This window comes from Myceligenerans pegani, from assembly GCF_014892515.1.
GTDB classification, from domain to species: domain Bacteria; phylum Actinomycetota; class Actinomycetes; order Actinomycetales; family Cellulomonadaceae; genus Myceligenerans; species Myceligenerans pegani.
This window is the reverse complement of sequence record NZ_JADBGR010000104.1, coordinates 240,025-259,328: the sequence shown is the minus strand read 5'-3', so window position 1 is coordinate 259,328 and position 19,304 is coordinate 240,025. Positions and strand designations below refer to the sequence as shown.

At 74.8% G+C, this 19,304-nt stretch carries 16 protein-coding genes; 3 read left to right on the top strand and 13 right to left on the bottom strand.

From position 1 onward, the window contains the following. Nucleotides 1–28 precede the first annotated feature (28 nt). The 11 genes from IIE03_RS19135 to IIE03_RS27150 form a co-directional block, all read right to left on the bottom strand. Nucleotides 29–517: a nucleoside deaminase gene (locus IIE03_RS19135; RefSeq protein ID WP_192864351.1), complete on the bottom strand. Its 489-nt coding sequence runs from the start codon at nucleotides 515–517 to the stop codon at nucleotides 29–31. Continuing rightward, complete coding sequence (locus tag IIE03_RS19130) at nucleotides 514–3,402, bottom strand: molybdopterin-dependent oxidoreductase (protein ID WP_192864350.1); 2,889 nt, start codon at nucleotides 3,400–3,402, stop codon at nucleotides 514–516. The genes IIE03_RS19135 and IIE03_RS19130 overlap by 4 nt, the downstream gene beginning before the upstream one ends. Further along, nucleotides 3,399–4,295 carry an FAD binding domain-containing protein gene (locus IIE03_RS19125; protein WP_192864349.1) on the bottom strand — a complete coding sequence of 299 codons (897 nt, stop codon included), beginning with the start codon at nucleotides 4,293–4,295 and terminating at the stop codon, nucleotides 3,399–3,401. Before IIE03_RS19125 ends, IIE03_RS19130 begins: the two co-directional genes overlap by 4 nt. 72 nt (nucleotides 4,296–4,367) lie before the next feature. Further along, nucleotides 4,368–5,189: a MurR/RpiR family transcriptional regulator gene (locus IIE03_RS19120; protein WP_318843068.1), complete on the bottom strand. Its 822-nt coding sequence runs from the start codon at nucleotides 5,187–5,189 to the stop codon at nucleotides 4,368–4,370. Next, on the bottom strand, nucleotides 5,186–6,460 hold the full coding sequence (locus tag IIE03_RS19115; protein WP_192864348.1) for an allantoate amidohydrolase: 1,275 nt from the start codon (nucleotides 6,458–6,460) through the stop codon (nucleotides 5,186–5,188). Before IIE03_RS19115 ends, IIE03_RS19120 begins: the two co-directional genes overlap by 4 nt. Further along, nucleotides 6,457–7,758, bottom strand: a complete 1,302-nt coding sequence (locus tag IIE03_RS19110) for a pyridoxal-phosphate-dependent aminotransferase family protein (protein ID WP_192864347.1) — start codon at nucleotides 7,756–7,758, stop codon at nucleotides 6,457–6,459. Before IIE03_RS19110 ends, IIE03_RS19115 begins: the two co-directional genes overlap by 4 nt. Beyond that, complete coding sequence (gene allB, locus IIE03_RS19105; RefSeq protein WP_192864346.1) at nucleotides 7,755–9,269, bottom strand: allantoinase AllB; 1,515 nt, start codon at nucleotides 9,267–9,269, stop codon at nucleotides 7,755–7,757. Before allB ends, IIE03_RS19110 begins: the two co-directional genes overlap by 4 nt. Further along, the gene (gene pucL, locus IIE03_RS19100; RefSeq protein WP_192864345.1) at nucleotides 9,266–10,288 is read right to left on the bottom strand and encodes a factor-independent urate hydroxylase; all 1,023 of its coding nucleotides are present in this window, start codon (nucleotides 10,286–10,288) and stop codon (nucleotides 9,266–9,268) included. The genes allB and pucL overlap by 4 nt, the downstream gene beginning before the upstream one ends. A 1-nt stretch (nucleotide 10,289) precedes the next feature. Further along, complete coding sequence (locus IIE03_RS19095; RefSeq protein ID WP_192864344.1) at nucleotides 10,290–10,691, bottom strand: hydroxyisourate hydrolase; 402 nt, start codon at nucleotides 10,689–10,691, stop codon at nucleotides 10,290–10,292. After that, on the bottom strand, nucleotides 10,688–11,197 hold the full coding sequence (gene uraD, locus IIE03_RS19090; RefSeq protein ID WP_192864343.1) for a 2-oxo-4-hydroxy-4-carboxy-5-ureidoimidazoline decarboxylase: 510 nt from the start codon (nucleotides 11,195–11,197) through the stop codon (nucleotides 10,688–10,690). Before uraD ends, IIE03_RS19095 begins: the two co-directional genes overlap by 4 nt. Before the next feature lie 18 nt (nucleotides 11,198–11,215). Then, on the bottom strand, nucleotides 11,216–13,945 hold the full coding sequence (locus IIE03_RS27150) for an AAA family ATPase (RefSeq protein WP_264158612.1): 2,730 nt from the start codon (nucleotides 13,943–13,945) through the stop codon (nucleotides 11,216–11,218). A gap of 159 nt (nucleotides 13,946–14,104) precedes the next feature. On the opposite strand from IIE03_RS27150, the gene IIE03_RS19080 reads away from it, so the two are divergent. From IIE03_RS19080 to IIE03_RS19070, 3 genes are read left to right on the top strand one after another with little or no spacing between them, the layout of a single operon-like run. Next, nucleotides 14,105–15,562 (top strand): MFS transporter, encoded by a 1,458-nt coding sequence (locus IIE03_RS19080; protein ID WP_225997981.1) that lies wholly within the window; start codon nucleotides 14,105–14,107, stop codon nucleotides 15,560–15,562. Further along, nucleotides 15,559–16,449 (top strand): SDR family oxidoreductase, encoded by an 891-nt coding sequence (locus IIE03_RS19075; protein ID WP_192864342.1) that lies wholly within the window; start codon nucleotides 15,559–15,561, stop codon nucleotides 16,447–16,449. Before IIE03_RS19080 ends, IIE03_RS19075 begins: the two co-directional genes overlap by 4 nt. After that, nucleotides 16,446–16,922 (top strand): Dabb family protein, encoded by a 477-nt coding sequence (locus tag IIE03_RS19070; RefSeq protein WP_192864341.1) that lies wholly within the window; start codon nucleotides 16,446–16,448, stop codon nucleotides 16,920–16,922. The genes IIE03_RS19075 and IIE03_RS19070 overlap by 4 nt, the downstream gene beginning before the upstream one ends. Here IIE03_RS19070 and IIE03_RS19065 read toward each other — a convergent pair. Then, nucleotides 16,912–18,129, bottom strand: a complete 1,218-nt coding sequence (locus IIE03_RS19065; RefSeq protein ID WP_192864340.1) for an amidase family protein — start codon at nucleotides 18,127–18,129, stop codon at nucleotides 16,912–16,914. The genes IIE03_RS19070 and IIE03_RS19065 overlap by 11 nt on opposite strands. 43 nt (nucleotides 18,130–18,172) lie before the next feature. After that, nucleotides 18,173–19,297 carry an acetamidase/formamidase family protein gene (locus IIE03_RS19060; RefSeq protein ID WP_192864339.1) on the bottom strand — a complete coding sequence of 375 codons (1,125 nt, stop codon included), beginning with the start codon at nucleotides 19,295–19,297 and terminating at the stop codon, nucleotides 18,173–18,175. Between the last annotated feature and the right edge of the window lie 7 nt (nucleotides 19,298–19,304).

The window sequence follows — 19,304 nt, the reverse complement described above, 5'->3', positions numbered from 1 at the left end:
ACTTGTCCTGCTTGTCAGGTCGGCCCTGTCAGTACGGCGTGCGCTCCTCCGCCGCCTTCCAGGCCGTGAACGGATCGCCCGCCACCGCGATCCGGCGGGCGATCACCGGGTTGGGCCACGTGTCGCGGTCCTGTTCCAGCAGGCCGTAGAACGCGCGGTCGTCGAAGCCGGCCGCGGCGGCGTCGTGCCGGTCGGCGGCGAACACGATGCGGTCCACGCGGGCCCACAGGCCCGCCGTCAGGCACAGCGGGCACGGCTCGCAAGACGAGTACAGCACCGTCCCGGCCAGCGAGTGCGTGCCCAGCACCCGGCAGGCCGCGCGGATCGCCATCACCTCGGCGTGCGCGGTGGGGTCGAGGTCGCGGGTGACGCGGTTGACGCCGGTCGCCACCTCGGCGCCGTCGCGCACCACGACCGCGCCGAACGGTCCTCCCCCGTCCGCGACGTTCCGGACGGCGAGCGCGACGGCACGGGCGAGCCAGCGGTCGTCGTCGTGGGTCACGTCGGGTTCGGTCATCGTGTCTCCTCGCTGTCGAACAGGCGCCACAGGACGTCGCGCTGCATCGGGATCCCGTGCGGGCGTACGCCCGTCGCGTCGGCGATCGCGTTCGCCAGCGCGGGCGCGACCGGGTTGTAGGGGGCCTCGCTCATGGACTTCGCGCCGCGCACGCCGAGCCGGTCGGCGGTGTCGGCGAAGAAGACGTCGGTGCGGGGGACGTCGGCCATGGCGGGCAGCCGGTAGTGGCGGAACGTGCGGGTGAGGACAGTGCCCGGCGGGACGTCGTCGAACCCGGGGCGCGTCCCGGCCGCCCCGGCCCGGACCGGTCCCGCCGGCGTGCCCGACACCACCAGCTGCTCCTGCAGCGCCGACCCGATCGCCTGCGCGACGCCGCCCTCGATCTGGCCGCGCAGCTGCTCGGGGTTGATGACGACGCCGGCGTCGGCGGCGTGCACCGAACGCAGGACGCGCACCTCGCCCGTGGCGCGCCGCACGGCCACGCGGAAGCCGTGCACGTTGAACGCGACGGAGCGCGGCGTGCCGTCGTGGGAGGCCGTCGCCTCGACGACGGACCGCGACCTTGCGCCCGCCTCGAGTTTCTCCCGGACCTCCGCGGCCGCGCGCGCCACGACGAGTCCCGCCACGACGGTTCCGGCCGAGCCGTAGGCACCGGTGTCGTACCCGGAGGTGGCCGTGTCGGACTGGACCAGCCGCACCCGCTCGGGCGCGACACCGAGCTCGGTCGCCGCGATCTGCACGAGCGCGGTCGAGGTCCCGTTCCCGAACTCGGCGGTCCCGACGTGCACGGCGAAGGTCCCGTCGGGGTGCGCGACGACGCGCGCCTGCGACCGGTGCCCGCGCGGCGGCAGCGTCGCGATCATCGCGAGCGCCAGCCCGCTCCCGACGCTCCACTCGCCGTCGGCGCCGAGCCCTTTCAGGTCGGGGTCGGGAGCGCGCAGTTCGCGTTCGACGATGTCCAGGCACTGGTCGAGGCCGTAGGAGCCGTACTCCAGGTCGCCGTCGTCCACGTGGCCGGTGACGAACGGGTCGCCGGGGCGGATCACGTTGCGGCGGCGGATCTCGGCCGTGCTCAGGCCGGTGCGGGCGGCGAGTTCGTCCATGGCCTGCTCGATCGCGAACTGGATCTGGCCGAGCCCGTACCCGCGGAACGCGCCCGAGGGCAGGTTGTTCGTGTAGACGGCCTCGCCGTCGACCCGCTTGGCGGGGGCGCGGTAGACCGCTACCGACTCGTTGAGCCCGTGGAACAGGACGCCGGGCGCGTGGTTGCCGTAGGCGCCGGTGTCGGAGAGGGCGTCGACGGCGAGGGCGGTGAGGATGCCGTCGTCGTCGGCCCCGAGTGTCACGGTGACGCGCATCGGGTGGCGGCAGGGGAAGGTGGCGAACGCTTCCTCGCGGCTCGGTTCCCACTGCACGGGGCGGCCGGTGCGCAGGGCGGCGAGCGCGACGACGTCCTCCAGCAGCATCTCCTGCTTGCCGCCGAACCCGCCGCCCACGCGCGGCGCGACGACGCGCACCGTGGCCGGGTCGCGGCCCAGCAGCCGGGCGAGCTCGTCGCGGACCAGGAACGGGACCTGGGTGGAGGTGCGGACGACGAGCGTGCCGTCGGGCGCGACGTGTGCGCGGGCGGCGTGGGTCTCCAGGCTCGCGTGCGCGACGCGCGACGTCGTCCACGTGCCGGTGACCGTGTGCGCGGATGCCGCGAGCGCGACGTCGACGGCGCCCGGGGCGGGGTGCTCCTCGTGCAGCTGCGCGACGACGTTCCGGGACGGGTCGGCGATGCGAGACGCGACGGGGTCCTTGTCATCGTGCAGGAGCGGAACCGCGGGCGCCGCCGATCCGTGTCCGACGGCGGTTGGTGGCGTCTCGACCTGGTCTGCGGCAGGCAATGGGGTCTGGCCCGGGGTGGACCTGGCCAGTTCCGGGTCGAAGACCGCGGGCAGGACGTCGTACTCGACCTCGACGAGGGCCAGGGCATCGCGAGCCTGGCGCGGCGTGTCGGCGACGGCGACCGCGACGCGCTGGCCGCGGAAGCGGAGGACCGGGTCGAGGATGCGGGTGTCGTCGGGGTCGTCGGTGCGGTGCTCGTGGCGGCCGGTGGAGAAGAGCGTGTCCGGGACGTCCACGTGGGAGAGGACGAGGTGCACGCCGGGCGCGCGGCGTGCGGCGTCGGCGGAGATGCGGGTGATGCGGGCGTGGGCATGCGGGCTGCCGAGCACGGCGACGTGCAGCAGGCCGGGCGGGGCGGGCTCGTCGAGGGTGTAGGGCTCGCGCCCGGTGACGACGCGCGCCGCGGCGGGCGCCCGCACGGACCGGCCGAACGCCGGGCTCGATTCGCCGTGAGGCTCGTCGGCCGGTCCGCGTGCCTCACGGCTGTCGCCCGGTCCCTTGGCGCCGTCCGGGGCGTCGGTGTTGACGCGCCCGGTCAGGGCGTCCCGGACGGACCGGTACCCGGTGCACCGGCAGAGGTTCCCCTTCCACTTCTCGGCGTCGACACTGTCGCAGGCATGCCGCAGCGGCGACTCGGCCGTGGGGTCCGCCGCCTCGGTGGGCGGGGTCGCGGCGAGGAAGGCGGCCGTGACCACCATGCCCGGGGTGCAGAAGCCGCACTGGAAGCCCGCCGCCTCCGCGAAGCACCGCTGGACCGGGTGCGGTTCCTCGGGGGTGCCGAGGCCGGCGGCCGTCGTGACCTCGGACTCGGTCGCGCGGTGGGCGGGGATCAGGCAGGAGTGCACGGGCTCGCCGTCGAGCAGCACGGTGCAGGCGCCGCAGTCGCCGGCGTCGCAGCCGCGCTTGACCGCGGTGGCGCCCTGCTCGCGCAGGTAGGTGCGGAGGCACTGGCCGGGCCGGGGCGGATCGCTGGTCTCGGTGCCGTCGATCCTCATGAGAGTTCCTCCAGGACCTCGTGGGTGAGCCGGCGGGTCATGGCGGCGCGCCAGTCGGGGGCGCCGTGCGGGTCGTCGTACCAGTCGGTGATCCGGTCGACGGCGCGGTCGAGCGCGTCGTGGTCGCCGGCGGGGATCCGCAGGACGACGGGTCGCGGCACCGATGCGGTCACGACGATCCGGACCGTCGCCCCGGCCGTGCCAGGCGGGGCCGGAAGCTGCGGGGGGAACCCCTCCGCGCCCGACGACTCCGCGACCGGGCCGAAGACCGCGGCCGTGATCAGGACCGCCGAGCGGCCGAAGTCTGTCAGGCTCAGCTTGCGGGCCGCCGTCCGAGCTTCGAGGCCCGCGGGCGGGACGTGGACGGCGCGCAGCACCTCTCCCGGGGTGAGAGTGGTGATGCCCGGGCCGGTGATCAGGTCGGACACCGGTTCGGTGCGGGCGCCGTCCGGGGTCCAGATCTCCGCCGTGCCGTCCAGGGTGGCGAACAGCGCCGCCATGGGGCCGGCCGGCAGGCCGAGGCAGAGGTTCCCACCCACGGTCGCCGTGTGTGCCACCTTGAAGGACAGCAGGAACGCCGAGACGCATGGCGCCACGAGCCGCAGGCCCGGGTACTGTCCGGCGGCCTCCGCGGCCCGGTCCCGCAACGTCGCGATCGTGCAGGTCGCGGCCACGTCGAGACCGCCGCTTCCTGCCCCACCCCGCCCCGGACCGCCGTCGGACATCGTCCACGGGGTCCAGTCGAGGCCGAGCAGGTCGACAAGGCCCGTCACGCCGGCCGGGACCGGTTCCGAGTACAGGAAGGTCCCGCCCGCGAGCTGGCGCTCGCCGGGGCGCAGCGCCAGGTCGGCGCGTTCGCGTGCGATGCGCACGCCGTCGATGTCCAGGTCCATGAGTCCTCGTGTCAGCCCTGTTCACGTGCTTGGCCGCGGATGCGGTCGGGCCGACCGCCCCGGATTTCAGTGTCACCCCTCGTCCAGCTCGCCGAGTTCGGCGTACGTGGCGTCGATCTCCGCGATCCGCGCGGCGCCCGGCGTCGTCCGCGCGAGCACCAGGTCGGACAGCGCGGCCACGAGGCTCATCGGCACGGCGTGCGAGTCGAACGCGCCCTCGTACCCCACGGGGCACTCGATCCACCAGCGCACGCGGGAAGCGAGCCGGCGCAGCGTCGGGTCCGCCAGGAGCAGCACCGGCACTCCGGCCGCGACGAGCCGTTCGACGGCGGCCACCGTCCCGGCGGGATGCCGCCGGAAGGAGACCACGACGACGACGTCGTCCGCGCCCGTGCCCACCAGGTCCTCGGCGAGCGACTGGCCGGGCGACGGCGCGAGCGTCACGCCCGGCCGCACCTGCGCCAGGTTGCGCCGCAGCTCGGCGGCCACGGGATGACTGCCCCGGCGCCCGACCACCAGCACCCGGCGCGCGCGGGCGAGCGCCGTCGCGGCGTCCTCCAGCGCGGCCTCGTCGAGCGACGCGTAGGCGCGCTGCAGGTGCTCGGTCTCCCGCTGGAGCCGGGAGGCGAGCCCGGCGGGCGGGGTCACCGTCACCGGGAGGCCGCGCCCGCGCTGTTCGCGCAGGTGCTCGCGCAGGCCCTCGAAGTCGTCGTAGCCGAGGCGCCGCACCAGCCGGCTCATCGTGGCCTTGGAGACGCCGGCCAGCTCCGCGAGCTCCGTGGCGCGGTAGGCGGCGAGCTCCGACATCCGCTCCAGCAGCAGGTCGGCGGCGCGCGCCTCCTGCGGGGACAGGTCGGCGTAGCGCTCGCGGACGCGCCGCTCGAGCGACCTCACGGTGTCGTCCCCCGCGCGACGGCGAACACCGCCGCCTCGAACGCGTCCAGCGCGACGGCGACGTCGTCCTCGCGCACCGACTCCGCCGGGTGGTGGCTGATGCCGTCGTGGCAGCGGACGAACAGCATGCCCACCTCGGTCACCGCCGCCATCGCCATGGCGTCGTGGCCGGCAGGGCTCCACAGGCCGGGGACGTCCGGCGTGTGCTCGCCGGACCGCGCGGCGCGGATGCCGTCCGCGATCGCGTGGCTGAGGCGGTCCGAGCAGACGGCCGACGGCGCGCTGTGCGTCTCCGCGATCTCGAACGCGACGCCGCGGCGGGCGCCGAGCTCGCGCCCCGCGGCCTCGATCGCGGCCACGAGCGCGTCGCGGGCGGCGTCGTCGACGGCGCGGACGTCGAGGGTGAGGCGCGCTCGGCCAGGGATCACGTTGACCGCTCCGGGCTCGACGCCGATGTCCCCCACCGTCGCGAGGGCCCCGGCCTCCCGGGCGAGCCGCTCGGCGGCCAGCACCACCTCCGACGCGGCGGCCAGTGCGTCCTTGCGGCGCTCGTACGGCGTGCCGCCGGCGTGCCGGGCCTCGCCGGTGAGCGTCAGGACGAACCGCCGCGCGCCGGCGATCGACGTGACGTACCCGAGCGGCAGGTCGGCGGCCTCCAGGCGCGGGCCCTGCTCGATGTGCGCCTCCAGGTAGCCCACCAGGTCCTCGGGGTGCCGGGCCGCCTCGCCGATTCGGTCCGGGGCGAGCCCGAACCGCTCGAACGCCTCGCGCACGGTGACGCCGTCGGCGTCGGGCCGGTCCCACCAGGCGGCGTCCCACTGCCCCGCCACGGCCTTGCTGCCCATCAGCGCGGTGCCGAAGCGCGCGCCCTCCTCGTCCCAGAAGCCGACGACCTCCAGCGCGAACGGCAGCGCGACGTCCCTCAGCCGCTCGGCGACGGCGATCGCGAGCACCACGCCGAGCATGCCGTCGAACGCCCCGGCGTCCGGCACGGTGTCCAGATGCGAGCCCAGCACCAGCGCCGGGACGCCGCGCGTGCCCGGCTCCTGGCGGGCGCCGTCGGTGCCGGGGGGCTCGGGGGCGCGGCGGCCCCACAGGTTCCCGGCCGCGTCCGTCTCCGTGTCCAGGCCCGCGTCCCGCATCCAGCCGGCGACCGCCGTGTTCGCCGCCGCATGCTGCGGCGTCAGGTAGGTGCGCTCCAGGTGGTCGGGGCTCGCGGAGTAGGCCGTCAGGGCGGCGCAACGGTCGAGCACCCGGCGTGCGGTGGTCATACGTCCCCCTCCGGCTCGGCCGGCCCGGCGCCCTGGAGCACGGGCTCGGCACCTCCGCCGTCGGCGTGCCCGCCGTACGACTCCAGCGCCGCGTCGACTCCGCCGCCCGCCGGGACGCCGATGCCGGCGCGGCGCAGCACGTGCTCCAGTCCGGCGAGCGTGGCGAGCACGGCGTCGCGCCGGGCGCCGGTGCCCATCACGCCGATCCGCCAGACCTGCCCGTGCAGCGGCCCGAACGACGTGCCGATCTCGATGCCGAAGTCCTCCAGCAGCGCCGCCCGCACCGCGTCGCCCGCGCCCGGCTCGGTGCGCAGCCGCTCCGGGATGTGCACGGCGACCACGTTGTTCATCCGGTACCGGTCGTCGCCGAACGTCTCCAGTCCGAGTCCCCGCACCCCGGCGACCATCGCGGCGCCGTGCCGGGCGTGCCGGGCCGCCCGTGCGCCGACCCCCTCGGCGCCGATCAGCCGCGCGCACTCGCGCGCGGCGTACAGCATGGACGTCGCCTCGGTGTGGTGGTTGAGGCGACGCGGCCCCCAGTAGTCCATGATCTGCGCGAGGTCGAGGTAGTTGGACCGGATGCGCATGCCCGGCGCGTCGCCGTCGTCGGCGGACCGGATGCCTGCCTCGACGTGGCGGCGCGAGCGGATGCGCGCGGCGGCGCGCTCCGACAGCGTGATCGGCGCGCTGCCGGACGGCCCGCCCAGGCACTTCTGCAGGCCCGCCGTCGCGGCGTCGATGCCCCAGGCGTCGGTCTCGAAGACGTTGCCGCCCAGGGTCGCGGTCGCGTCGACGTACAGCAGGGCGCCGGTCTCCCGCGCGATCTCGCCGAGCGCGTCCAGCGGCTGCGCCATGGTCGTGGACGTGTCCCCGTGCACGACGGCGATCGCCCGCGGCCGCACCCGCCGCGCCACCTCGGCGATGCGATCCGGGTCGACGACGCTCCCCCACTCCGCCTCGACCCGGTGCACGTGGGCCCCCGCCCGCTCGGAGATCTCGGCAAGCAGGTGCCCGAACCGCCCGAACGACGGGACGACGACGTCGTCCCCCGGCTCCAGCAGCGACACCAGCGCCGCCTCGATCCCGGCGCGCGACGTGCCGTCGACGAGGAACGTCTGCTCGTTCACGGTGCGCCAGACCTCGCGCCACAGGCCCATGGTCTCGGTCATGGTGTCGGTCATGAACGGATCGAACTGGCCGACCAGGGGCGCGGCCATGGCGCGCAGCACGCGCGGGTCCGCGTCCACCGGGCCGGGGCCCATGAGCAGCCTCGGGGGCGGATTGATCTGGGACGTCATGCGATGCCTTTCTGAGCCGCGGGACTGCCCGGGCGGGCGAGCAGCTTGCCGCCGCCGAGCACGTGGTCGAAGTCCGGCGCCGGGTGCCTGGTGCCGCCGTCGAGCTCCCCGTGCGCCACGGCGTCCGAGAAGGAGTTGGCCACGAGGCGGCCGCCCAGGATCGTCGCGTCGAGGTCCCCGGTGATCGTCATGCCGGCGTAGGCGCTGATCGGGTTGCGGTGGGCCAGGTCGGCCACGTCGATCGTGCGCGTCACGTCAGGGCGGTACACGATCAGGTCCGCCGCCGCTCCCTCCGCGATGACCCCCTTGGGGCGGTCCGCGCGGTCGAGGCCCGCGAGAGCCGCGGTGTTCCGCGCGGTCCAGCGGGAGACGTCGGCCAGGGACACGCCCCGCCGTCGTGCCGCGTCCGCGAGGGCGAGGAACCCGGCCTGGAGGCCGCTGATGCCGCCCCAGGCCTGCTGGAGGTCGACGGCGCCGGGGCGCTTGGCACCATATTTCTCGGCGGCGGTCGCGGGCGAGTGGTCGCTGACGACGCAGTCGAGGATGCCGTCGCGGAGGCCGTCCCAGAGGGCGTCCTGGTTGCCCCGGTCCCGGATCGGCGGGCAGCACTTGAAGGCCGGGTCCCCGGCGGGGATGTCCTCGGCGGCGATCGTCAGGTAGTGGTGGCAGGTCTCGGCCGTCACCGGCAGGCCCTCGCCCTTGGCCGCGGCGAGCAGGTCGAGCACGCGGGCCGAGGACACGTGCAGCACGTGGGTGCGTGTCCCGGTCTCGCGGACGACGTCGAGCAGCCGGGCGACCGCCGTCGTCTCCGCCTCCTCCGGGCGGGACAGCAGGAAGTCCGCGTACGCCGGGCCGGGCCGCGCGGGGGCCGCCGCGAGCACGCCCGGGTCCTCCGCGTGCACGATCATCAGCCCGCCGAACCGGGCCAGCCGGTCCATCGCCGCCAGCAGTTCGTCCGGTCCGAGCGGCGGGAACTCGGGCACGCCGGAGTCGGCGAGGAAGCACTTGAAGCCGAACACGCCCGCGTCCCAGAGCGGCTCGAGGTGTTCGACGTTGCCCGGCACGGCCCCGCCCCAGAAGCCGACGTCGCACGCCAGGCCCGCGGCGAGGGCTGCTCTCTGCTTGACCCGCAGCGCCTCGACGGTGGTGGTGGGCGGGATCGAGTTCAGCGGCATGTCGACGATCGTCGTGACGCCGCCGAGGGCCGCGGCGCGGGACGCCGACCGGAACCCCTCCCACTCGGTGCGGCCGGGCTCGTTGACGTGCACGTGCGTGTCGACGACGCCGGGCAGGACGACGGCGTCGCCGGCCGACAGGGTTTGCGAGGGGCGGCCGGGGGTTCCGACCGGCGGCCCGCCGAGCACCACGTCGTCGTCCCCGTCGCCCGCGACCCGGTCGGGGTCGGACGTGCCCCACCACACCTGGGCGATCCGGTCGCCCTCGATCCGCAGGACGGCGGGGCGCAGCTCGCCCTCGATCAGCATGCGCTCGGATCCGATCAGCAGGCTCATACGAAGCCGCCGATCGTCGCCCACACCGGGTGCTCGGCGGCCGGGCTCGCCGAACCGCGGGTGCCGTCGTCGGACCTGGTATCGGGCTCGGCGTCGGACCTGGTCACCGCGACTTCGATCAGGCCGTACGGGCGGTCGGCGGCGAAGAACACCTCGCCGGGGTTGTCCAGGTCGAACGGCTCCAGGTCCACGAGGAAGTGGTGGTTGTTGGGGCAGCTCAGGCGGATCTCGGCGATCTCGGGGTGCGACTCCAGCACCGCCTTCCCCATGGCGAACACGGTCTGCTGGAGCGCGAGGGAGTGCAGCCCGGCGAACGTCTCCAGCAGGATCGAGCGGACGGCGTCGTACCGCACGTCAAAGGTTGCACCTCCGTCGCCGGCGTCCAGCGCACTCGCCGCGAACTCGTCCGTGTAGCGCCACCAGGCGGTGAGGTCCGTGGCCAGGACGCGGTCGGTGACCTCGGGGAGCGTCGTGTAGCGGTCGCGGGGGAAGCCGTGGAACTCGGAGCCGGTCGACTTGAGCAGGGTGACATCGCGGAGCCCGGCCAGGACGGCGAGGCCCGGGGAACCGTCCGCGGACGTGTCGGCGTGCACGAGTGCGGTCCGCCGGCCGCCCCCGGAACGGACGAAGGAGTGGTCGTGCCCGGCCTCTCGGCCGGGATCGGGACGGGCCGCGGCGACGGCGATGCGGTCCGCCCCGATGCGCTCCCACGCGAACTGCTCCGCGACCCAGCGGCCGCCCGTCACCTGGGGGAACGTGAGGAAGTGCCGCGCCAGACGCGCGAGGAAGGCCTCCGGCGAGCCGACGCCGTCGCGGGCGAACGCGTACACCGTGTTCTTCTGCGTGTCGGTCGCGATGACGCCCGCGTTGTCGCCCTCCAGGTGGGTCGCGGCGAAGTCGCCGCGGAGCTGGGACGTGATGCTCAGGTCGGTGAGCCGGTGGCGCGGGGTGGCGCGGTCCACGCGGACCAGCCGCACCTCGGCCTTGCCGTACTGGTTGGCGCCCAGGACGATCGGCATGTCAGCTCCCCCGGTAGGTCGTGTAGGCGAACGGGCTCAACAGCAGCGCGACGTGCGTGTGGGCGGCGCCGAGCGCCACCTCCAGCACGACGCGCGGGTAGAACGTCTCGCGCTCCTGCGCGGCGAACCAGTCGCCGGTCGCCAGCTTCAGCACGTAGCTCCCCTGCCCCGGGAGTTCACCCCAGTCGATGCGCCCGTCGTCGTCGGTGACGGCGGCACGCAACCCCGCGTTCGCGCCGCCGAGCACGACGTCGGCGTCGATGCTGCCCCCAGGACCGACGCTCACGTCGTGTTCGGCCGACGGCAGTCGTGGGCCGGGCAGCGGGCCCGTCAGGGACGCGGCCAGGCCCGCGGCCGGGAGGCCGCGGGCGGCGTCGAGCACGTGGGTGGAGGCGGTGGTCATGCCGGGGTCTCCTCGTCGATGAGTCCCTCGAGGCGCAGCAGGGCGATCTGCCGCAGCTCGTCGATCGCCACCAGCGTCTCGGTCGCGTCGTCGTTCCGCAGCCGGGCGATGAGGTTCTCGAGGATCTCGGGCGCGGTCCGGCCGGCGGCGCGGATCAGGAAGATCCGCCCGAAGCGCCTCTCGTACGCGATGTTGCCGTCGGCGATCGCGGCGGCCGTGGCGTCGTCGGCCGACGAACACGCCCCCTGCTCCTGGCGCGACATGGCGGCCTCGCGGGTGTCGCCCCGGGCACGCTCACCGATCCGCGGGTGATGCGCGAGCGCGGCCGTCAGGTCGGGCTCACTCCAGTGCGCGGCGCTGTCGGCCGCGTGTCGCACCAGGGCGTCGCGGGTCGGATAGGGGCGGCCGGAGACGACGTCGTCCACCCATGCCGGGATGTCCGCGCACGGCCGCACGACGGCGGCAGCCTCGGCGTCGGGCAGGGCGTTGAAGGTGGCCAGGTCCATGGCGATGAATCTACGGTTTCACCGGACCACACATGCGACACGCACGTTTCTCCGAGGTAAAACCTGGCCTCCGCACCTACCGGAGATCCGGCATGTCGCGAAGCTGCCTGCGCGAGGTGATGCCGAGCTTGCGGAAGATGTTCCGCAGATGGGCGTCGACCGTCCGCGGGCTGAGGAACAGCCGCGTGGCCACCTCCTTCGACGTGGCACCGGTCGCGACCTCGCGGGCGATGTGCATATCTCCTGCATGGTCAGGCGGTCGTAGGTGTGCTCGGTACGACTGCGGGCCACCTCACCGGTCGCACGCAGCTCCACCGCGGCCCGCCGCACGAACGCCTCCATCCCGATCCGGGACAGCTGCTCGTGCGCGATACGCAGGTGCGCACGGGCGTCACGGCGGCGCCCCTCGCGACGGAGCCACTCGCCGTACCGGAGGTGCGCCCGTGCCAGGTACGGCGCCATCGTGCTCTCCTCCAGGTGCTCGATCGCCTCCCGGTAGTCGTCCTCCCTGCCCCCGACCAGCGCCCGCGCCCCGGCGGCGGCTCCGAGCGCGTCGCACGTCCCCGCCGGCTCGGTACGCGCCACGAGCCGCTCCAGCGCGGACTCCGCGGTGGCCCGCTCGCCGCACCGGACCGCGGCCTCCACCAGCTCCGGCAACGCGAAGCCGGCGACGAAAGGCTCCTGGCTCGCGGCGGCACGTCGCGCGGCGGCGAGAGCGGCCGGGTACTCACCCAGCCCGTTGAACAACAGCGCCGCGGCCCCCGGAGAGTTCGCGGCCAGCTGGCCGACGCCCCGGTTCCTCGCGTCGGAGAGCAGGTCGAGCGCCTCCTGGCGGCGGCCGCGCATGGCCGCGAGATGCACTCTCGGGTACAACTGCGGCACGTCGCCGAGGGCGTCCGCGATCGCCTCCTCCTCCGCGATCGTGGCCATCGCCTTCCCGAGATCACCCGTGAGCACCGCGGCCAGGGCGACCTGTGAGAGACCGAGCCTGATCGTGATCGGCGACCCCGTCTCCCGCCCCGTCCGCACCAGCCAGTCGACGACCGACGCGTGCAGGCCCATGTCCCACAGCTCGCCCGCGAGCACCGTGGCCAGCGCCGGCACCCGGGTCCAGACGGCCTCGTCGTCGAGCACGCGCCGCAGCGCCGGCACGCCGGTGCGATGCCCCTCGGTGTAGAGCAGGATCAGCGCGTCGAGCAGATCCGGTGCCGGGGCGGGTGGCGCCGAGCGAGCCGCTTCGAGCACCCGGTCCAGGACGCCGGCGGCCCTGCTGACCACCAGCCCCGTCTCCAGGGCCGAGACGAAGTACTCGCGCGACCGCCTCGGGTCGATGCCCGCCAGGCGCCGCGCCGCCCGCAGGATGTGGTCCGGTCCGCTGGCGGCCCCGTCCGCACCCGACACGAGAGCGATCCGCCCCCGGAGCAGGTCGACCTCGGCGTGCTGCTCCTCCTCCAGCAACGCGACGTCGATGCCGGCCAGCAGGTCCGACGCCGCGTCCGGGCCACCCGCCTCGAGCGCGGCACCCGCCGCAGCGAGCGTACGCTCGGTACGCCTGCCCGCGTCCAGCGTCAGCGCGGCCGACCGCTCGAGGAACGCGGCGGCCGCAGCGACACCGCCGCGCGCCTGGGCGCGGGACGCCGACGACTCCAGCTCGGCGGCCACGTCCTCGTCCGGACCGGTCGTGGCCTGCGCGCGATGCCAGGCCCTCCTGTCGGCCGCGCTCCGCGGATCGGTGACGTCGGCCAGGACCCGATGCACCGCCCGGCGCCCCGCGGGCTCCGCCGCGCGATACGCGGCGGATCGTGCCAGGGGGTGACAGAACCACGTGCGCGGACCGAACCGCACCAGCCCCGACTCCTCCGCCGCGGCGCTCGCGGCCGCGACGTCGATGCCCAAGGCCTCCGCGGCGGTCCACAGCAGACTCGTGTCACCAGTGGGATCGGCGCTCGCGAGGGTCACCAGCTGCCTCGCGTCCGGAGACAGATCGGTCATCCTGGCCTGGTAGCTCCGTTCGATCCGGCTCGCGATCGGCGTCGGCGCCGGCAGCGCCGGGCCGGCCCCTCGCGGCAGCTCGATCAGCGCCAGAGGGTTGCCCCGTGCCTCGGCGAGGATCCGGTCGCGCACCCGCTCGTCCAGGGTCGCGGCCTTGTCCCGGTCGAGCAGTTCGCGAGCGTGCGCGTCGGCCAGGCCACCGACGGTCATGCCGGGAAGCTCGTCCAGGCCGGGTGCGGCCTCGGAGTCGCGAGCCGCGAACACCACGGCGATCGGCTCCGACGCGACGCGCCTCGCCAGGAAGGTCAGCGCCCGCGCCGAGGCGTCGTCCATCTCGTGCGCGTCGTCGACGACGCAGACCAGCGGACGTTCCGCGGCGGCCGCGGCCAGCAGTTCGAGCACGGAGAGGCCCACGCGGAACGGATCGGGGACTCCGTCGGCCAGTCCGAACGCGACCAGCAGCGGGGCGCGGTAGGCGTCCGGCAGGTGGTCCAGGCGCGCCAGCACCGGGACGCACAGCTGATGCAGCACCGCGAAGGGCAGCTCACCCTCGAACTCCGCCCCGGAGGCGCGGAGGACCAGGAACTTCTCCCGCGTCACACGTTCGAGGTGATCCAGCAGCGCGCTCTTTCCGATGCCCGGCTCCCCCCGGAGGACGAGAGCGCCGCCCTCACCCTGCTCCGCGGCACCGGTGAGTTCCAGGAGGCGGCCGACCTCGTCGCGACGGCCGACGAGCGATCCGGAGGGCGTTGGCATGTGCCGACCCTAGGGGTCGATGCCGCCCGGGCGACATGCTCGCGATCTAGGTGATCATCACCGACGCGAGCGCGGGCACGGCCACACGATCGTGGTGTCGCCGGCACGGGAGTCCCCCGCTGCCGGAACCGACCGACATCCTTCCCGGAGGCCGACACGATGAGTGAGACGCTCTCACAGCACCCGACACCCGCAGGAACCCTGGCGCCCCGGCCGCGTGGCCCGGCGATGACCGGCCTGGCGACCGCGATGTTCCTGGTCGTTCTCGACTCGGCGATGGTGAATCTCGCCGGGTCGCGGATCCGCGAGGACCTCGGGCTGTCGGCCGCGGGCCTCACGGTCGTGGTGGACAGCTACCTGGTGGCGTTCGCCGGGCTCCTGCTGCTCGGCGGCCGCCTCGCCGACGTCCTCGGGGCGAAGCGGCTCTTCATGGCCGGCATGACGCTCTACCTGGCGGCGTCGGTGTTCTGCGCGACGGCCTCGGGCGGCGCGATGCTGGTCACCGGGCGCATCGCCCAGGGGATCGGGGCCGCGGTGCTGATGCCTGCCGCACTGTCCCTCGTGCTGGCGCTCTACCGCTCCCCCGCAGAACGCACGCGTGCGATGGGCATCTGGGGCGTCGTCGCCGGTGCCGGCAGCCTGACCGGCGTCTTCCTCGGCGGGGTGCTGACCGGCACGCTGGGCTGGCAGGCCGTGTTCGCCGCGCCGGTGCCGTTGGGCGTCGTCGGGATGATCGTCGTCTGGCGCAGGATGCCGTCCGTTCCGGGCCGTCCCGGCTCGTTCGACCTACCCGGCGCCGCCACCATCACCCTGGGGATCTCCGCCGTCGCGCTGGGCTCCAGCGCTGCCGCAGAGTCCGGCTGGGGATCGCCCGCCGCGATCGGCGGCCTGCTCGTCGGCGCCGTCGCCCTGACGGCGTTCGCGCTCGTCGAGCGCCGTGCCGCGCATCCCCTGGTACCGCTGAGCGTCTTCCGCCGCACGACCGTGGTCAAGGCGAACACGGTGATGCTGCTGACCGGGGGCACGCTCACGAGCCTGTTCTTCTTCCTGCCGCAGTACCAGCAGGAGGAGCTCGGGATGAGTCCGACGGCGACCGGGATGGCGCAGGTCCCCATCGCCCTGATGATCATCGTGGGCAGCGGCCTCGCACCGCTGACGGCCAGGCTCCTCGGCCTCGACAACGCCCAGCGGACGGGTCTCGCGATGCTGCTGGCCGGCTACCTGTGGCTGGCGTTCGACCCCACGACCAGCGGCTTCTCAGCCGGCTTGCTGGGTTCGTTCCTGATGATCGGCGCCGGGCTCGGGCTCAGCCTCGTCAATGCCACCGCGATGGGCGTACGGAACAGCGCGGACGGTGAGTCGGGCCTGCTCAGCGGGCTCGTCAACGCCGCGCAGCAGGTCGGCGGCGCCGTCGGCCTCGCCGTCCTGGCGGGTGTCGCCATCGGAGCGGCCGGCACCCCCGACGACATCGACTTCACGACCGCGTTCGGCGGCGGGGCCGCGCTGGTCGCGATCGCGATCGCCGTCTCGTTCCTCCCCACGTCATCCCTCCCCCGCGACTCCCGCCGAGCCGCACCGTCAGCTCTGACAACCCCACGAAAGGAAGATCTCCGATGAACGCACCCACCGTCCTCGTGACCGGCGCGACCGGAACCGTCGGTTCCGCGCTGGTTCCCGCCCTGCGCGTCCGCGGCCTCGGCGTCCGCGCCATGACCCGCCACGCCGGCCGCGACATCGACGGCGCCGAGACCGTCGTCGCCGACCTGAAGGATCCGGTGTCTCTCGCCGCGGCGCTGGACGGCGTCGACGCCGTCTTCCTCAACAGCCCTTCGGCCGAGGACGCGGCCGCGGTGCAGATCCGCTTCGCCGACCTGGCGCGCGAGGCCGGCGTGCAGCGGCTGGTGCTGCTGTCCCAGTACGCGGCCACCGCCGACTCGCCGGTGCGGTTCCTGCGCTGGCACGCCGAGGTCGAGTCCCACGTGCGGCGGATCGGCCTGGACCACACGGTCCTGCGCCCCAACCTGTACCTGCAGGGACTGTTCGGCATGGCCGCGACCATCGCACAGGGCTGGTTCGGCGCGCCCATCGGCGATGCCACCGTCAGCGCGATCGACACGAGGGACATCGCCGAGAGCGCCGCCGCCGTCCTCGCCGGCACGGGCCACGACGGCCGGACGTACACGCTGACCGGCCCCCGCGCCGTGAGTCACCACGAGATCGCGCGGGCGCTCTCGGATGTCACCGGGCGCGACATCACCTTCCGGGACGTCCCGGCCGACCGCTTCGCGGCCATGCTGTCCGGGATCCTCCCGCCCTGGCAGGTCAACGGCCTGGTCGAGGACTACGCCCACTACGCGCGCGGCGAGGCGTCCGAGGTGCACTCGTCCGTCGCCGACCTCACCGGCCGGCCGGCCCGCGACCTGACCGACTTCGCCCGTGACCACGCGGCCGTCTTCGCGGCGGCACCTGCGGAGAAGACACCTACCGGAGAGGCAGCACGATGATCTACCACGTCATTCGCTTCACTCCCAAGCCCGGGCTCTCCCAGGACCAGGTGGACGCCGCGCTCGAGAAGATGCGCGAGGCGAACCGGGCCATGACACCGCCGGTCGTCCGGAGCGCCGTCGGCCGCGACTTCGGCGGTGAGTTCGAGTACGCCGCCGTCTCCGTGATGGAGGACCTGGACGCCTACGAGGAGATGATGAACCACCCTGCGCACCTGGAAGTGGACCGGATCGGCCTGCCGCTGGTCGACACGTTCATGTCGTTCGACATCTCCGACGGCATGGACCCGGAGGTCGGGGAGAGGATCGCCGCGATCCACCGGCGCCGGTTCGAGAGCAGGCCCGACATCGCCGAGCTCGTCTCCGACATCGGCGAGTACACGGGCAGCGCCGCTCCCGGCAGGCACGGGACCCGACGGGCGCCGGCGGCCCCCGAGTCAGGCCGGGCCGGGCCAGGCCGGCTCAGGCGGTGAGCTGCGACGCCATGGCCAGGAGGGTGCGGTCCGAACCTGCCGGGCCCACCAGGCAGGCCGCCGTCGGGAGGTCGTCCGCCGTCCGGAGCGGGACCGCGAGCGCCGGGAGGCCGCCGAGCACCACCGTGGCGCAGAGCGTGACGGTGGCGGCGCGGACGGCCTCGGCGGCGTCGGGGTCGCCGGCGGGCGGGGCGACCGACGAGGCAGCGGGCAGGACGAGCACGTCGTCGCCGAGTCGGTCGCGGATCGCCGACCGCGCCTCGGCGGCGGTCTTCCGGGCCGCGGCGGCCTCGCCGGGGGTGACGGAGCGCGCGAACTGGAAGCGCCCCCGCACGGCCGGCCCGAGCTCGTCGAGGTGGTCGGCGATCCACTCGCCGTGCGCCTCCCAGGCCTCGGCGGCCTGCACCACGCGAACGGCCTGGACCCACTCGTCCGGGAGTCCGGTGAAGGGCGGGGCGTCGAGGCCGGCGCGGTGGGACGCCCCGTCCGACGCCACCTGGCCGCCGAGCCAGGCCTCGACGGCCGACCGCACCCCCGGCTCGGCCAGTTCGAGAAGACCTCCGGCCGGGACGAGCCGGCCCTGGAACGGTGCGGCTCCGGTGATCGGCGTGCCGGCCCGGTCCGCGGGCCCGGCCGTGTCCGGCGGGAGCAGCACGTCGCCCACGCGCGCCAGCAGGTCCGGGTCCCGGGTCAGCCAGCCGACCGTGTCGAACGACGGCGCGAGCGGCAGCACGCCGTCGCCCGAGATCACGCCGTGCGTGGGGCGGAAGCCCCAGAGTCTCTGGTAGGCGGCGGGGACGCGGATCGATCCAGAGGTGTCGGTGCCGAGCCCGATGCTCACCTCGCCACCCGCGACGGCGGTCGCCGGGCCCGACGTCGACCCGCCGGAGATCCGACCGGGCGCGGCCGGGTTGGGCGGCGTGCCGTAGTGGGCGTTCGCGCCGGTGAGGGACCAGGCGAACTCCTCGGTCCGCGCGATCCCGGTGACCGCGGCGCCCGCCGCGAGGAGCCGGGCGACGGCGGGGGCGTGCGCCGGCTCGACGTCCGCCCGTTCGAGCCAGGCCGGGTTCCCGGCCCCGACCCGCTGCCCGGCCACCGCGAAGAGATCCTTGACGGCGACGGTCTCGCCGTCGAGCACGCCGGAACCCGTCGGCGCCACCAGCGCCCCGCCGTCGCCCCCGAGCACCCGCCACACTGAGCTGTCCATGCGGGCCATGGTGCCAGCCGTGCGGCCGACCCGGTCGGTCGTGTCAGCTACCGAAGTCCGACTTGCGGATCTTCGCGTGGACGCCCTTGACGACGTCCACGACCTGCGAGATGTCGAAGTCCGTCGCGGCCGACAGGTAGGCGTAGGCGTGCTCGGCGTCCATCCCGTACCGGGCGCGGAGCAGAGCGATGGCCGCGCGGACGCAGTCCTGCACGGCCACGTCGAGGTCGCGGTCCAGGCCCGTGGGGACGAGGAAGTCGCGCGTCTCCCCCAGCGGGCCGGCCAGTTCCCCGAACATGGCGGTCGCCTCGCCGGCCGGGATCAGGTCGAGGCGCAGCCGCATCCGCAGGGAGGCCTCGAACGCGGTCAGCGCCACCTCGCCGTCGCCCTGCGCGAAGTGCGGGTCGCCGACGTACGCCAGCGCGCCGTCGGCCTGCACGGGCAGGTAGAGCGTGGTGCCCGCGCCGAGGAGGTTGATGTCGAGGTTGCCGCCGAACCTGCCCGGCGGCACGGAGTGGGGTCGCTCGCCGCCCGCGGCGGCGACGCCCATGATCCCGCAGAAGGGCGCGAGGTCGAACCCGACGGTGGACCGGGCGTCAGCGGACAGCGGGATGCGCCCGCGCCCGTCGTCGTCCACCGACGCGAACACGCTGACGGCCGGCGCGCCGCCGGCGGGGTACTCCCCGGGCAGCGCGCCGCGGCCGTGCCGGTTGGAGATGACGCCGTAGGGGACGCGCGGCGTCGCTTCCAGGACGCGGATCGCCAGCAGGTCGCCGGGGCGGGCGCCGCGCACCGCGATCGGTCCGGTCACCACGTGGCCGCCGTGGCCGCCGGGCGAGTCCGGCATCCCGGGGATGCGGACGCCGAGCCGGCTCGCGTGCTCGCCCGCGCGGGCGGCGCGCGTCAGCTCGACCGCGTCGGCCAGCACCGCGCCGTCGGGCACGCCCCGCTCGGCGAACCAGGTGAGCGGATCCGACCCCTGGTCCTCGAGGATGCCCTCGTGGGACAGGGTGTCGATCACGACGTCGTCCCCCGGGTCCACGGTGAGGACCGGCTCGTCGGCGGCGCACGGCAGGCGGCCCCAGAAGGCCGTGTCCCGCTGGGTGGCCAGGTAGTGCACGCCCGCGGGGACGTCGGTGCCGGGCTGGAGGATGATCTGGTCGCGCATGCGCAGA

Coding starts and splice junctions, on each gene's coding strand:
- IIE03_RS27150 (WP_264158612.1), bottom strand. CDS start 13,945: ATGCCAACGCCCTCCGGATCGCTCGTCGGCCGTCGCGACGAGGTCGGC.
- IIE03_RS19095 (WP_192864344.1), bottom strand. CDS start 10,691: ATGACCACCGCCTCCACCCACGTGCTCGACGCCGCCCGCGGCCTCCCG.
- IIE03_RS19080 (WP_225997981.1), top strand. CDS start 14,105: ATGAGTGAGACGCTCTCACAGCACCCGACACCCGCAGGAACCCTGGCG.
- IIE03_RS19110 (WP_192864347.1), bottom strand. CDS start 7,758: ATGACGTCCCAGATCAATCCGCCCCCGAGGCTGCTCATGGGCCCCGGC.
- IIE03_RS19070 (WP_192864341.1), top strand. CDS start 16,446: ATGATCTACCACGTCATTCGCTTCACTCCCAAGCCCGGGCTCTCCCAG.
- IIE03_RS19075 (WP_192864342.1), top strand. CDS start 15,559: ATGAACGCACCCACCGTCCTCGTGACCGGCGCGACCGGAACCGTCGGT.
- allB (WP_192864346.1), bottom strand. CDS start 9,269: ATGAGCCTGCTGATCGGATCCGAGCGCATGCTGATCGAGGGCGAGCTG.
- IIE03_RS19125 (WP_192864349.1), bottom strand. CDS start 4,295: ATGGACCTGGACATCGACGGCGTGCGCATCGCACGCGAACGCGCCGAC.
- IIE03_RS19135 (WP_192864351.1), bottom strand. CDS start 517: ATGACCGAACCCGACGTGACCCACGACGACGACCGCTGGCTCGCCCGT.
- IIE03_RS19060 (WP_192864339.1), bottom strand. CDS start 19,297: ATGCGCGACCAGATCATCCTCCAGCCCGGCACCGACGTCCCCGCGGGC.
- IIE03_RS19065 (WP_192864340.1), bottom strand. CDS start 18,129: ATGGACAGCTCAGTGTGGCGGGTGCTCGGGGGCGACGGCGGGGCGCTG.
- IIE03_RS19115 (WP_192864348.1), bottom strand. CDS start 6,460: ATGACCACCGCACGCCGGGTGCTCGACCGTTGCGCCGCCCTGACGGCC.
- pucL (WP_192864345.1), bottom strand. CDS start 10,288: ATGCCGATCGTCCTGGGCGCCAACCAGTACGGCAAGGCCGAGGTGCGG.
- uraD (WP_192864343.1), bottom strand. CDS start 11,197: ATGGACCTGGCCACCTTCAACGCCCTGCCCGACGCCGAGGCTGCCGCC.
- IIE03_RS19130 (WP_192864350.1), bottom strand. CDS start 3,402: ATGAGGATCGACGGCACCGAGACCAGCGATCCGCCCCGGCCCGGCCAG.